Source organism: Neolewinella litorea (assembly GCF_004803465.1).
GTDB classification, from domain to species: Bacteria; Bacteroidota; Bacteroidia; order Chitinophagales; family Saprospiraceae; genus Neolewinella; species Neolewinella litorea.
In genome coordinates this window covers 52,706-66,427 of the sequence record NZ_SRSF01000008.1, presented here as the reverse complement: position 1 = coordinate 66,427, position 13,722 = coordinate 52,706, and the positions used below count along the sequence as shown (strand labels likewise).

Here is a 13,722-nt window from a genome sequence, read left to right as displayed (position 1 = left end):
GCCTTCACCCTGAAGATCGGAACGATGCCATTTTATTACCAGCGCGGTACCGAAGCCATTCGGTACCGCGCTGGTGATTAAGGGTAATGACGCCCTATTGGTGCTGGGCAGGGTAGGGTGCCCTACCTACTGCGTCCGCAGTAACCGGGCCGACTTCTCCTTTTTGCGGGAGCGTTTCTTGGCTTGCGGGCGGTTGGAAGGCTCGGCTACCTCCTCCAGCAGCCGGAGAACCTTGGCGGTATTCTCAATCTGCGCGTTGGAGAGGGTCATGTACTGCTGGAGGACGGTTTCCTGCACCCGCAGCAGGGTAGGGATGTCCTGTGCCTGTTGTTGCAGGCTAAGCAGGTTGGTCTGCAGGCTTTGGGTCATGGCCTGCTTGTCGATCAGGTCGGTGAACCACGCCAGCACACCCACCGTCAGTTGGGTGTAGTTGGAGCGGCTGTCCTGAAGTTTGAGGGGCGGGTCCGACAGCATGATGCCCACGATGCTCGCCATGCCGAAGGTGCCGAAGGCAATCGAAAGCACCTGTTCCCCCCGGGTGCCGAAGTAAACCGCCACGCAGATGAGCGCAAAGCCCAGCAGGAAGGTGAGGATGTACATCGTCTTGGCCACCCACTGCGTATGCTCGGATTCGTGCAGGGTGAGGTTCAGGGAATGCTTGAGCGACTTTATCAGGGCGAAGGTGTCGGTGGCCGATTCCTCCATGAAGTCCTGCTGCTTCTTCACCAGTTCCTGCTGATTGGAGAAGTGCTGCTGCAGTTGCATCCGGATGTGTTGCACCTTGTTGATCGTATCCTGGTCGTAACCCGCCGCCGCCAGGGTTTCCGGAGTATAGGCGTGGTGCGCGTCCAGTATCAGGTCCAGCGGATCGGGCAGCTTGGTGTGTTCTTCGGCGGTGGAGGTGTGGTTCACGGCTGTGCGGTATGGCCCGCGGGGACATTCCCGACGGGCGGAGACTTAAATTAGGGAGCCAGACCGATACGGCGCAACCACCCGCCCCGTGCACCCGCGCGCCTGCCCTACAAACCCATGAACTTTATTGGTGGCCCTACTCGGGGTCGTTATCGACTGAATTAATGAAGTCGATCACCCCTCGGAAGTAGCGCTCCTGGTCGTCGTACATCGCCATATGGCTGCCGTCGGGGAGGTAGAGGTAGTGGCCGTTTGGGAACTGATCGGCCATCCACTTCATGTATTCGGGATCCATGGTGTCGTGCTCGGCGCCGATGACGAGGGTGGGTACGGTTATTTGCTCCAGATCCCGGCTGCGGTCCCAGTCTTCCAGCAGCGCACCTTCCATGATGCCGAATTCGCTCGGGCCCTGCATGGCCAGGTAGATGTCGTAGTTGATGCCGCCCATGCCACGGTTGACGGGATCGGGCCACGCTTCCGTGGGCATGCGCAGGACGTGTTCGGTATAGTAATTCTCGGTGACCAGCTGGGCGTAGCGCGGATTCTGGAAGTCGCGGGCCGCCTCGAGCGCCTGGATCTCTTTGAGCACGGCGGGATCCATTTTCGGGCCCAGTACTTCCTGCGCGTAGCGGTTGTACTCGGGTACCGAGGCCATCATATTGGAGACGATGAGTCCTTTGAGGTGGTCCTGGTGGGCCAGTGCGTACTCGATGGCGAGGATGCCGCCCCAGGAGTGACCCAGGAGAAAGAAGTTGTCCTGATCCAGACCCAGAGCCGTGCGCACCTGTTCCACTTCACTCACGAAGCGGGGAATGTTCCAGAGGCTAGAGTCGGCGGGATGGTCGCTGCGCCCACTTTCCAACTGATCGTAGTAGTAGTACTCGATGCCCGCGCCGGGGAAGTAGCTGTCGGCCGCCTCGAAGTATTCGTGGGTGGCGCCGGGCCCGCCGTGGAGGAGAAGTACTTTCTTGTGCGGGCTATTACCGACGCGCTTGGTCCACACGCGGAATTCACCGGAGGGGGTGGAGATCGGGATCATCCGTACGCCGCCGGATAGCACGTCGTCGCGGCCGCCGTTGTCGTAGTAATCGGCAGCTTCGGTTTTAGCGGGCGCGGACGCGGGTTCCGTTTCCGGTTGGCAGGCGGCAAGGGCAAAAGCGGTCAGCAGCAGGAGAAGACAGCGCGGCATGGGGCGGAATTTTTTCCTAAGGTACTTCTTCGTGGTGTCAGCTGGTGCAGGACACTCGCCGGTAACCCTACTTTACCGTAGCTTGGGCGAGTCCCCCTCGACCCTTGTTGGCAACACGGGGGCATTCACTTTATTCACCCTTCAACAATTCAATCGCTATGGCCAGCGTAGGCACCTACCTGAACTTCTCCAACCAGACGGAAGAAGTCTTCAACTTTTACAAGACGGTCTTCGGTACCGAATTCGTGGGCGGCATTTCCCGCTTCGGCGAGGCGCCGCCCCAGGAGGGTATGCCGCCGATGGCCGAGGCCGACAAGAACCTGGTCATGAACGTCCAGCTCCCCATTACCGGCGGGCACGTCCTGATGGGCAGCGACTCGCCGTCCAGCATGGGCATGACCGTCAACCAGGGCAATAACGTCCACATCACCCTCTCGCCCGACAGCCGCGAAGAGACCGAGCGCCTCTTCCACGCCCTCTCCGACGGCGGCAAAATCACCATGCCCCTCCAGGAAACCTTCTGGAACGCCTACTTCGGCATGTGCACCGACCGGTACGGCATCCAGTGGATGGTCAACTACGACCTGTAAAATGCGGCCTCAGGCCGCGCAAGCACAAAGCGGCCTCAGGCCGCGCCAGCACAATGCGGTCTCAGACCGCGCCAGCAAAAAGCGGCCTCAGGCCGCGCAGGCAAAACGCAGCCTCAGGCCGCGAAGCAAAATTCGACCCCAGGCCGCGAATCACCGACACATTCTATATTAACGGCAGCTTAATTCGATCATCCCCCCCACCATGCCCTTAGCAATCCACAACTGGATGCGCGCCGAGCCCCTCGAGGCGACCCTGGCCCGCATCAAGCCCCTCGGTTACGACTACCTCGAAATCCAGGGTACGCCGGCCGACTACGATACCCGTGAAGTACGCAGCCTGTTAAAAAAGTACGACGTAAAATGCTGGGGTTCGGTCACCCTGATGCTCGGCGAGCGCAACCTGCTGGCTGCGGATCCCGGTGCCCGGGCGCGCTCCGTGCAGTACGTCAAGGACATCATCACGATGGTGAAAGAGCTGGACGGCGAGATGGTCTCCGTGGTGCCCGGCACGGTGGGCAAGATCATGCCCGGCGCGCGGCCCGAGGAGGAGTGGGACTGGGCGGTGGCCTCCATGCAGGAGTGCTACGAATTCGCCCAGGCGGCCGGCGTCAGGCTCGGCATCGAGCCCATCAACCGCTTTGAGACCTACTTCATCAACCGCGGCGACCAGGCCCTCGCCCTGGCCGAGGCCACGGGACCGGAATGCGGGGTGTGCCTCGACATTTTTCACATGAACATCGAGGAAGAGGATTACCGGGCCACCATCCGCCGGGCGAAGGACCGCCTGGTGGGCTTCCATGTAGCCGACAACAACCGGATGGCGCCGGGGATGGGCCACATCGACTGGCCGGAACTGGTAGCGACCCTGGAGGAGGTGGGCTTCTCCGGACCGCTGTCTGTGGAGTTCGCCGCGCCGGTGGACCGTACGCCGGCCAATCCCTATCCCGACAGCATCGATACCGACCCCCAAGGACTCACTGAGGAAGCCCGCAAATTCCTCGAGGACCACGGCAGCTCGGCGCTTACCGAAGACTTCTACACCATGCTCACGCGCCGCTCGGCGGAAACCCTGCTGCCCCTGCTTAACGACCAGGGTTGAGGGCCTCCAGGTCCGATAAGAGGGTGGCCTGACTTGGATCACCCGTAATCGGAAGCCGGCCAACCCCCAAATCTCCGACGCCAGACACCCGATCTACCTAAAGCCCCCGGGACCAAGTTGACCCCTTAATCCCCTTATCCATTGTCCACCAATCACCCATGAAAATCAAGCGCATTCAAGCCTACTGGCTCCGTTGCCCCATCCCCGCCGGTCGGCAGTGGCGGTCCGACTACGGGCAGCTCACGCATTTCGATATGACGCTCGTGGAAGTGGAGGATACGGACGGCAACAAGGGCTACGGGGAAGCCAAGGCGGCCGTGGGCGCCACCGGTGCCTGCGCCTCCATCGTCACCTGCATTGACCAGGAGCTGGCCCCCCAACTTATGGGCAAAGAGGTCGGGGACATTACCGCGCTCTGGGAAACCATCTACAGCGGCAGCCGCGATCACTATGCCCGCGACCGCGGACGCGTATTCCCCATCCTGGGCAACCGGGGCACCACCATCTCGGCCCTCAGCGGCATCGACACCGCCCTGTGGGACCTGAAGGGAAAACGGCTTGGCGTGCCGGTGCTGGAATTGCTGGGTGGTGCCTGCCGCGACTACATGCCCTGCTACGCCAGCGGCGGCTGGGCCGATAAGGACCAACTCGGCGATCAACTGCGCGGCTACGTCGACCACGGCTACGGCGGCATCAAGATGCGGGTCGGCGTCATGGACGAAACCGTGAACCGCACCGTCGATCGGGTAGGGGAGGCCCACCGCGCTCTCGGCCCCGATATCGACATTATGGCCGACGCCCACGGCACCTTTTCCGTTACCGAGGCCCGACGCTTCGCCCGGCAGACCGAAGACCTGAACCTGTACTGGCTCGAGGAACCCGTCAGCCCCGACAACAAGGCCGGCACCGCGGAAGTCCGCCGGGGCACCACCACCCCGATCGCCGCCGGCGAAAGCGAGTTCACCCGTTTCGATTTCCGCGACCTCCTCGAGCACCGCGCCGTCGACATCCTCCAGCCCGACTGCGCCATCGTAGGCGGCATCACCGAAGCCCGCCGCGTAGCCGCCCTCGCCGAAACCTGGCAACTTGAACTGGCCCCCCACTGCTGGGGCTCCGCCTTCAGCTTCATGGCCGGCGTACACCTCGCCTTCAGCAGCCCCTCGGCCGTTTACATCGAACACAGCCTCGGCGGCAATCCCCTCCTCTACGACTTGGTCAAAGAACCCCCCCAAGTAAAAAACGGCCGCATCCAATGCCCCGACCGCCCCGGCCTCGGCATGGAAATAAATCCCGATTTTGTAGCACAGTTCACAGTCACGTTCTGAGACGAAATAACCCCCGAGCGAAGCGAGGGGAAAAGCAACACGATTGCCCCCTTAGCCCCTGAAAAACAAACGCCCCCGAGCGAAGCGAGGGACAAAAGCAACACCCTTAACCCCTTAAAAACAAACGCCCCCGAGCGAAGCGAGGGACAACTGAAACGCCTACCACGCACCCACCCGAGCGAAGCGAGGGACAAAAGCAACACAATTGACCCCTTAACTCCTTTACTCCTTATAAAAATGGTCGCAGAAATCAACCACGTAACCCTAATAGTAGACAAGCTCGAAGAGGCCGCCCGTTTCTACGAGGAAGAGATGGGGCTGGAACCGATACCCGCTTTTGTCTTCGATTACCCTACGGCCTTTTTCCGGATCACCGATTCCACCCAGCTGCACCTGAGTGAGTGGGAGGACACGCGCTCGTTTCGCGGTCACCTGTGCGTGCGGGTCAACGACTTCAGTGAGATGTACTGGCGCATGAAGGCCCAGGGGCGCATCGACATCGAGCCCTGGGGAAAGGTGCGCCGGCTGCCCGATGGCGCCATGCAGGCCTTCATCCGGGACCCGGCCGGCAACCTGATCGAGCTGACCAGCTTCCCCGGCGACGAGATCGATCCCAAGATATTCGAGGATGAGCTCTACGCCGAGGGTCTCTACGTCTCGGGGCGCAACGATTTCCGCGGCTACAAGGCCGAGAACGCCACCCTCTACCACCCCCCGAAAACATGAAACACCTCGTTTATTTGCTCGAATCCGTTGACGAGCGCGCCCTGCAGGAATTGCCGGCCGACCGCTTCACGGTGATTCCGCCGGGGCAACAACCGGACAATTTTGCCGCCGTAAACGCCATCGTCGTAAGGGGCAAAGAGGAGGTGGACCGGGCGCTCATCGACCGCTGCCCCCAGCTGTCGGTCATCGTCCGCAACGGGGTAGGGGTCAACAACATCGACGTCGACTACGCCACCCAGCGCGGCATCCAAGTGCTGAACGTGCCTGGCCTCAACGCCGCTACCGTTGCCGAGCACACCATGGGGCTAATGCTCTTGCTGGTGCGGGGCATGTACCGCCTCATCAACGAGGTCAAGGCCGGCAACTGGGACTACCGCCTTCACTACACGGCCCCCGAACTGCGCGGACTTACCCTGGGCATCGTAGGCAAGGGAGACATCGGCCAACGGGTGGCGGCGAGCGCAGGTGCCATGGGGATGCAAATCCGCTATAGCTCGCGGCAGGCGGGCGACCGGTCCGCCGGCTACCGCGAATTGCCCGAGTTGCTGACCGAGTGCGACGTGGTAAGCCTGCACGTCCCCCTCACCGACGGCACCCGCGGCATGATCGGACCCGATGCCCTCAAGCTGATGAAGGCCGGCAGCTACCTCATCAATACCGCCCGCGGGGAACTGGTCAACGGCCCCGCCCTGCTGCAGGCCCTGGAAAGCGGGCACCTGGCCGGCTACGCCAGCGACCTGATGGTGAGCGGCGATGCCGACACCGTCCGCCAGCTGGTGGTCCACCCGAACGTGCTCATCACCCCCCACGCTGCCAGCTTGACGGAGCTGACCTTCTACGAGCTTTCGGAACGCGGACTGCGGCACGTGGCAGACTTTTTTTCCGGCAACACCATCGAAGCACAGTACCGGGTGAACGCCGTTTGATACCGAACTTGCATCTGACCAATGGGGGTGGGATGGGGGGATTGCTCCCTGTTACCGCGACGTTGTACTGACTACCCTTTCCCACTGCTTAAGCAAATCTCAAGCCCGGCCGGTATGCTTCATGTCCGTTTATGCCTTGCGCTCATCTTATTTGTTGGCTTCGGCCACCTATCAGCGCAGGAATCGCCGGCACCGGTAGCCTACGACTGCAGTACTGGATCTTATCTGCTGTCTCGTGAATTTCAGGTGGCCTACGACTCCGGCGATCTCCAACAAGCGCGTGAGGTGCTCGACCGGTGGGGCGAACTGTGCGGCCTGCGGGAGATCACCAACCGGGCCATGCTGCTGATCGGCCTGCGAACCAACGACGTACTCGACATCGACTACCTGGATCAGCAGTTCGACTTCCTTATGGAATACCGGCAACGGCGCACCCTTGAAGTAAACGAGGCTGCTTATTACTACGACTATAACCGCCCCTACTACGGTTTCCTGCCGATCGGCGGGGAATACGACGCATTCACCCGTCCGGCATTCTCGGAAATTAGTCCCAAGCGCAATGCGGAATTCGACTACCTGCGGCGTAGCTACGCGGCGGAGGAACTACCGGAGCTTAAGGAACTGGCGGGCGCTGAATACGCGGGCACTTCCCTGCAAAAAGATTTTCTCTTCTACCGCGACGAAGCACTGGCCATGACCGAAGGTCACGTAGCCGCCATGGCGGGCGCCTGGATTCCGCTCGGGGAGGCCTCCCTCCTTGGCCCGCATCCCCAACTCGGCTTCGCGGTGGGCGGCAAAAAGCGGCGCATGAATTACGATATGGAGGTGGCCTTTCAGTTCCTGAAATCGAGTTCGGACTACCTGGCCCGCCGGGAAAAGGGGGCCGTAGCGGAATCCACCGATAAATTCTTTGGCGGCCGGATCGGGGCCACGGTGGGCTACGACCTATGGGCTTCGGGCGCCCGGGAGGTGCAGGTGATCGGCGGACTCGGCTTCAGCGGCTTCGATGCGCTCAACGACACGGATGACCTCCAGGCGGCGAGCGTCCTCACTTACGACCTGAGCGGCGGGGTGGGCTTTCGTCGCTACCTCACGCCTTCCAGCTACCTCGGCATCAGCCTGCGGGCACACCTGGTTGATTTTCGGCTCAATGAGGTGGTGGACTTCACCGGCGTACCGCTCAGCCTTACCGTAGCCTACGGTTCGGTAGCCAATGCCCTGAAGCAGACCAGGCTCGCCCAGCTCGGCTATTCCCAGCGGCAATAGGCGGAAGGTGGGCTGATCCGATCGGCCATGACCACGAGATCCGGCTGTTTTTGGCTCGCCCGGCACCCGCGCGCCGCCGCCCCAGACGAGCGGTAGGACCGGCGATCTCGCCGCGGGAGTTTGCGTAAGCGGCCCCGTGTAGTATTTTAAGGGCCGCAAATCCAAATCATGACCAAACGCTTTCTTTTCCCCCTCTTGCTGTTGTTCAGCGGCTTCGCCGTTGCCCAGGACTCTCCGGAAAAACCGGAAGAAATCACCGGCATGCCCCTGCGCAACGTGGGCCCCGCCTTCGTCTCCGGCCGTATCGCCGACATCGCCCTTGACCCCACCGACGAGCACACCTGGTACGTGGCCGTGGGGTCCGGCGGACTCTGGAAAACCGAAAACTCCGGCATCACCTGGGATCCCATTTTCGACGACTACCCCAGCTATTCCACCGGTGCCGTGACCGTCGATCCCAACAACAACGCCCGCATCTGGCTGGGAACCGGCGAGAACGTCGGCGGCCGTCACGTAGGCTACGGTGACGGCGTATACCGCAGCGACGACGCCGGAAAGACCTGGAAAAACATGGGTCTGAAGGACTCCGAGCACATCTCCGAGATCATCGTGCACCCCGAGAATTCCGACATCGTCTGGGTGGCCGCGCAAGGCCCGCTTTGGTCCAAGGGCGGCGAGCGCGGGTTCTATATGACCACCGACGGCGGGGAAACGTGGCAACGTACCCTTGGCGACGACGAGTGGACCGGCGTGACCGACATCATGGTCGATCCCCGTAATCCCGACCTCCTCTACGGGGCCACCTGGCAGCGTCACCGCACCGTAGCGGCCTACCTTGGCGGCGGACCCGGCTCCGGCATCCACCGCAGCCGTGACGGCGGCAAGACCTGGCAGAAACTGACCACTGGCCTGCCCACCTCCAACATGGGCAAGATCGGCATCGCCATCAGCCCGCAGAACCCCGACGTGGTCTACGCCGCCATCACCCTCGACCGCACCACCGGCGGCGTGTGGCGCTCCGAAAACCAGGGCGCCAACTGGGAAAAGATGAGCAACACCGTAAGCGGCGGTACCGGTCCGCACTACTACCAGGAGCTGTACGCCAGTCCCCACGCCTTCGACCGGTTGTACCTGATGAACGTCCGAGTGCTGGTGACCGACGACGGCGGCAAGAACTTCCGCGAACTGCGCGAGGAGCGCAAGCACTCCGACAACCACGCCCTGGTGTTCCGCGAGGATGACCCCGATTACCTGCTCATCGGTACCGACGCCGGCTTGTACGAGAGCTTCGACCTGGCCGAGAACTGGCGCTTCATCGACAATATGCCCATCACCCAGTACTACAAGGTGGCCGTCGACGATCGGGAGCCCTTCTACCACATCTTCGGCGGTACCCAGGACAACGGCAGCCACGGCGGCCCGAGCCGCACCGACAGCGAAGCCGGTATCCTTAACGGCGACTGGTACAAGACGCTCTTTGCCGACGGGCACCAGTCGGCCACCGAACCCGGTAACCCCGACATCATCTACGCCGAAACCCAGCAGGGCGGCCTGCACCGCGTCGACCTGAAAACCGGTGAGCCCGTACTCGTACAGCCCCAGCCGCGGGCCGGCGACCCCCACGAGCGCTTCAACTGGGACGCCCCCATCGTGGTGAGCCCCCACGATCCCACCCGCCTGTACTTCGCCAGCTACCGCGTGTGGCGCAGCGACAACCGCGGCGACGACTGGACGCCCATCAGCGGCGACCTGACCCGCAACGAGGAACGGCTGGCCCTGCCCATTATGGGCGGCACCCAGAGCTGGGACAACGCCTGGGACGTGAAAGCCATGTCGAATTACAATACCATCACCTCCCTTTCGGAATCACCCGTCCGCGAAGGCCTCATCTGGGCCGGTACCGACGACGGCATCCTGCAGGTGACCCAAGACGGCGGCGACAGCTGGAAAAAGATCATGGTGAGCGAGATGCCCGGCGTGCCCGAGCGGGCCTTCATCAATGACATCAAGGCCGACCAGTTTGACGCCAACACGGTCTACGTGAGCCTCGATAATCACAAGGAAGGCGACTTCAGCCCCTACCTCTACAAGAGCACCAACCTGGGTGAAAGCTGGACTGACCTGGGCAGCAGCCTCCCGGACCGCACCCTGGTGTGGCGTCTGGTGCAGGACTTTGAGAAGAAGGACCTCCTCTTCATCGGCACCGAGAACGGCATCTACACCTCCCTCAACGGGGGAGGGGAGTGGAAGAAGCTCGGCGGCACGCCCACCATTCCCTTCCGCGACCTGGCCATCCAGAAGCGGGAGAACGACCTGGTCGGTGCCAGTTTCGGACGGAGCTTCTGGATCCTGGACGACTATAGCCCGCTACGGGAAATGAGCGACGCCAACCTGGCGCAAGAGGCCTACCTCTTCCAGCCCCGCGACGCGTGGTGGTACAGTCCCCGCGACAACGACCCCGGTGTAGGTGCCAACGTTTACGCCGCCGATAACCCCGAATTCGGAGCCGTATTCACCTACCACCTGAAAGACGGCTTCACCAGCCGGGAGAAACAGCGCAAGGACCGCGAGAAGGAGCTGGCCAAAGCCAACGAGAACATCCCCTTCCCCGGCTACGACGCCCTGGACGCGGAGAAAAACGAAACGGCACCGACCATCTGGCTGACCGTCTATGACTCGGACGGCGAAGTCGTCCGCAAAATCGAAGGCGAGGCCAAGGAAGGGCTGCACCGCACCGCGTGGGACCTGCGTTACCCCAGCTTCCGCGCCGTACGGCCCGGACAGACCGGTGAAGGCGGCGGCCGCTGGTCGAGCGGCCCGCTGGCCGCCCCCGGCGAATACTCCGTGACGCTGTCGAAGGAGGAGAACGGTGAAGTGCGGCAGTTGGCCGGGCCGGTCAGTTTCCGCGTCAAGCCCCTCCACGAACCCACCATCGAAGGCCCCGACCCGCAGGAGTACCAGGCCTACCGCCAGGAAGTGCGGGAAGTGCAGGATCAACTGGCCGCCGTACAGGAATTCATGGACAACGCCAAGGAGCAGACCAGTGCCATGGAAGTGGCCCTGAAGCGGGCCGCTACCGCCCCCGGCGAACTCGACGGCAAACTGTACCAGCTCCGCCAACAGCTCACGGAACTCGAACGGAAGGTCAACGGAAGCCCCAGTCGCGAGGAAGTCGGTGAACGCAATGACCCCACGGTTAGCGATTTCTTCTCCACCGGCTACCGCGGGCTTACCACTACCTACGGCCCCACCGGCAACCACCGCCGCAGCCTTAGCATTGCTGCTGACCGCCTGGAGGAGCTGATGCCCGAGATCGAGCGGCTGCGCGACCAGACCATCCCGGAGTTGCAGCGCGAACTGCGGCAGGCGGGTGCCCCCTACATTATCGGCGCCAGCAACCGTTGACCAACTACGATACCTAAACTATGACCTGCGGCGGGCCGTTACTTGGAGAGCCCCTCTCCGATTGCCCGCCGTGGGCTATATTAGGCAGGTATAACCCCCGTAAAGAGCGAAAATTCGCTATCTCAGTATGGATACAGCGCAGAAAAAGACGGCCGACCCGAAGGCAGCATCTACGACCGCTAAAAAGAACGGCGTACCTAAAGGATTGAACTACAGCAAGGAGCAGTACCTGGAATGGTACACCCTCATGTTGCGCATCCGCCGCTTCGAGGAGCGCGCCCTGATGGCCTACGGCCAGCAGGACGTGCGCGGTTTCTGTCACGTATACATCGGGCAGGAAGCCGTAGCGGCCGGCATCGAGAGCGCCATTACCAAAGATGACGGAATCGTGACGGCCTACCGCCAGCACGGTACGGCCATCGGTCGCGGCGTGGACACGAAGGCCGCCATGGCCGAACTCTACGGCAAGGCCACCGGCGTGGTGAAGGGCAAGGGTGGTTCCATGCACTTCTTCAGTCGCGAGCACAACTACTACGGCGGCAACGGCATCGTCGGTGCTCAGATCCCCATCGGCACGGGAATTGCCCTGGCTGAGAAATACAAGAAGACCAAGAACCTCTGCGTCGTCATGTTCGGCGACGGAGCCGCCCGGCAGGGTGCTCTTTGGGAAAGCTGGAACATGGCCATGACGTGGAAGCTGCCCGCCCTCTACATCTGCGAGAACAACGGCTACGCCATGGGCACCAGCGTCGAGCGGACGAGCAACGTAACCGACCTGAGTAAACTGGGCGCCAGCTTCGACATGCCGAGCGAAAGCGTCGACGGCATGGACCCCGAAGCCGTTCACGAGGCCGTATCCCGCGCCGCCGAGCACATCCGCTCCGGCAAAGGGCCCTACTACCTCGAAATCAAGACCTACCGCTACAAGGGCCACTCCGTCTCTGACCCCGCCCGCTACCGCGAAAAGGACGAAGTGAAATCGTACCAGGAACGCGACCCCATCAAGGTTATTGAAAAGCGCATCCTGGACAACGGGATCGCCACCGAAGCCGAGATCAAAGACATCAAGGACCAGATCAAGGAAGAGATCGCGGAGGCCGCCCAGTTTGCCGCCGACAGCCCCTATCCGGAGCCCGACGACCTGTACTCGGACAACTACTCCCAGCCCTACCCCTTCCTCACCTAAGGGCACCGTCCCCCAGTGCGCGCGTTGCAAGCCGACGAAATCGTCGGCGAATGACCCGGTTGATTTTCGCGGGATTACCGTATCTTTGCGCCACTTTTCCAGCTGCGTTCCGGCGCAGTGGGTCGCATTTACACTATTATGGCAAGAAAGAATAATATAGGACGCCGCCCGACCGGCACCCCCCGCGGAGGTCGTCAGACCGGTGATGAGCAAATTCGCGTAGCGGAAGACGACACCCTCGTCGACATCGTAGAAGTACGCGACCAGGGACTTGATTTCTTCGAACGCAACCGGAAGCCCATCATCATCGGGGTCATCGCCCTGATCGCTATCGTTGCCGCAGCCCTACTGTACCAAACCTTCATCCAGCGGCCCGCCGAGCGCAACGCCGCCGAGCAGATGCAGCAGGCGCAGTACCAGTTTGAGCAGGACAGCTTCAGCCTGGCCCTGACCAACCCCGGACAAGGATATCCCGGTTTCCTCGACATCGCCGACGAGTACGGCAGCACCAAGGCCGGTAATCTTGCCAACTACTACATCGCCGTCAGCTACCTCAACCTCGGACAGTACGAGGCAGCCCTCGACTACCTGGAAGACTTTGACGCCGATGGGGAAATCCTCCCGGCCATGAAAATGGGCGTGATGGGTGACCTGCAGAGTGAACTGGGGAATTTTGATGCCGCCATCGATTCCTACCGCGATGCCGTGGACGAATCCGGCAAGAACTACCTCACCGGGGGCTACTACCTGAACAAACTCGGCCTCCTGCTCCGCAACCAGGGCCGCAACGAAGAGGCCCTCGAAGCCTTCCGTCGCCTGAAGTCGGAATTCGGCAGCAGCACCGAAGCCGCGCAGGCCGACAAGTACATCGCCGCCCTGGAGGGATAGATTACCATGACGACTGCGGTGGAAGCCGCTGCAAGAAGCCCCCCGACGCCTTGGCGTCCGGGGGCTTTTCTGTTAAGAAGACTGGTGGTGTTAATTTATGGGTTGGTCGCGAACGGCAGGTGTGCCCAATCAAGGCGCGAGGAGGGAACATGCTGCACCCGGCGGGGACCTAGCCGAAAGGCCGTAACGCTACCTTACCGACGAGCCACG

Annotated in this window: 11 protein-coding genes; 9 read left to right on the top strand and 2 right to left on the bottom strand. The window is 62.0% G+C overall.

The genetic code is table 11. The annotated features are described in order from the left end of the window. Positions 1-126: 126 nt before the first annotated feature. Positions 127-912, bottom strand: coding sequence for a hypothetical protein (locus tag E4021_RS14785; RefSeq protein ID WP_136460150.1), 786 nt, complete (start codon positions 910-912; stop codon positions 127-129). A gap of 136 nt (positions 913-1,048) precedes the next feature. Then, positions 1,049-2,101 (bottom strand): proline iminopeptidase-family hydrolase, encoded by a 1,053-nt coding sequence (locus E4021_RS14780; protein ID WP_136460149.1) that lies wholly within the window; start codon positions 2,099-2,101, stop codon positions 1,049-1,051. Positions 2,102-2,259: 158 nt separating this feature from the next. Here E4021_RS14780 and E4021_RS14775 point away from each other — a divergent pair, with 158 nt between their 5' ends. The 9 genes from E4021_RS14775 (at position 2,260) to E4021_RS14735 (ending at position 13,512) form a co-directional block, all read left to right on the top strand. Then, positions 2,260-2,691 (top strand): VOC family protein, encoded by a 432-nt coding sequence (locus tag E4021_RS14775; RefSeq protein ID WP_136460148.1) that lies wholly within the window; start codon positions 2,260-2,262, stop codon positions 2,689-2,691. A gap of 202 nt (positions 2,692-2,893) precedes the next feature. Beyond that, the gene (locus tag E4021_RS14770) at positions 2,894-3,790 is read left to right on the top strand and encodes a sugar phosphate isomerase/epimerase family protein (protein WP_136460147.1); all 897 of its coding nucleotides are present in this window, start codon (positions 2,894-2,896) and stop codon (positions 3,788-3,790) included. 158 nt (positions 3,791-3,948) lie between these two features. Then, positions 3,949-5,115 carry a mandelate racemase/muconate lactonizing enzyme family protein gene (locus tag E4021_RS14765; protein ID WP_136460146.1) on the top strand — a complete coding sequence of 389 codons (1,167 nt, stop codon included), beginning with the start codon at positions 3,949-3,951 and terminating at the stop codon, positions 5,113-5,115. A gap of 237 nt (positions 5,116-5,352) precedes the next feature. After that, positions 5,353-5,841, top strand: a complete 489-nt coding sequence (locus tag E4021_RS14760) for a VOC family protein (RefSeq protein ID WP_136460145.1) — start codon at positions 5,353-5,355, stop codon at positions 5,839-5,841. Next, a complete protein-coding gene (locus E4021_RS14755; RefSeq protein WP_136460144.1) occupies positions 5,838-6,767 on the top strand; it encodes a 2-hydroxyacid dehydrogenase in 930 nt (309 codons plus the stop codon). The genes E4021_RS14760 and E4021_RS14755 overlap by 4 nt, the downstream gene beginning before the upstream one ends. Before the next feature lie 114 nt (positions 6,768-6,881). Continuing rightward, positions 6,882-8,033 (top strand): hypothetical protein, encoded by a 1,152-nt coding sequence (locus tag E4021_RS14750; RefSeq protein WP_136460143.1) that lies wholly within the window; start codon positions 6,882-6,884, stop codon positions 8,031-8,033. Positions 8,034-8,201: 168 nt separating this feature from the next. Beyond that, on the top strand, positions 8,202-11,438 hold the full coding sequence (locus E4021_RS14745; protein WP_136460142.1) for a VPS10 domain-containing protein: 3,237 nt from the start codon (positions 8,202-8,204) through the stop codon (positions 11,436-11,438). 127 nt (positions 11,439-11,565) lie between these two features. After that, positions 11,566-12,624 carry a pyruvate dehydrogenase (acetyl-transferring) E1 component subunit alpha gene (gene pdhA / locus E4021_RS14740; RefSeq protein WP_136460141.1) on the top strand — a complete coding sequence of 353 codons (1,059 nt, stop codon included), beginning with the start codon at positions 11,566-11,568 and terminating at the stop codon, positions 12,622-12,624. 138 nt (positions 12,625-12,762) lie between these two features. Then, positions 12,763-13,512, top strand: a complete 750-nt coding sequence (locus E4021_RS14735; protein WP_136460140.1) for a tetratricopeptide repeat protein — start codon at positions 12,763-12,765, stop codon at positions 13,510-13,512. The last annotated feature ends 210 nt before the right edge of the window (positions 13,513-13,722 follow it).

Bases quoted from the DNA above. Each gene is read 5' to 3' on its own strand.
- E4021_RS14780 (WP_136460149.1), bottom strand. From the start codon at position 2,101: ATGCCGCGCTGTCTTCTCCTGCTGCTGACCGCTTTTGCCCTTGCCGCC.
- E4021_RS14745 (WP_136460142.1), top strand. From the start codon at position 8,202: ATGACCAAACGCTTTCTTTTCCCCCTCTTGCTGTTGTTCAGCGGCTTC.
- E4021_RS14750 (WP_136460143.1), top strand. From the start codon at position 6,882: ATGCTTCATGTCCGTTTATGCCTTGCGCTCATCTTATTTGTTGGCTTC.
- E4021_RS14770 (WP_136460147.1), top strand. From the start codon at position 2,894: ATGCCCTTAGCAATCCACAACTGGATGCGCGCCGAGCCCCTCGAGGCG.
- E4021_RS14765 (WP_136460146.1), top strand. From the start codon at position 3,949: ATGAAAATCAAGCGCATTCAAGCCTACTGGCTCCGTTGCCCCATCCCC.
- E4021_RS14755 (WP_136460144.1), top strand. From the start codon at position 5,838: ATGAAACACCTCGTTTATTTGCTCGAATCCGTTGACGAGCGCGCCCTG.
- pdhA (WP_136460141.1), top strand. From the start codon at position 11,566: ATGGATACAGCGCAGAAAAAGACGGCCGACCCGAAGGCAGCATCTACG.
- E4021_RS14760 (WP_136460145.1), top strand. From the start codon at position 5,353: ATGGTCGCAGAAATCAACCACGTAACCCTAATAGTAGACAAGCTCGAA.
- E4021_RS14735 (WP_136460140.1), top strand. From the start codon at position 12,763: ATGGCAAGAAAGAATAATATAGGACGCCGCCCGACCGGCACCCCCCGC.
- E4021_RS14775 (WP_136460148.1), top strand. From the start codon at position 2,260: ATGGCCAGCGTAGGCACCTACCTGAACTTCTCCAACCAGACGGAAGAA.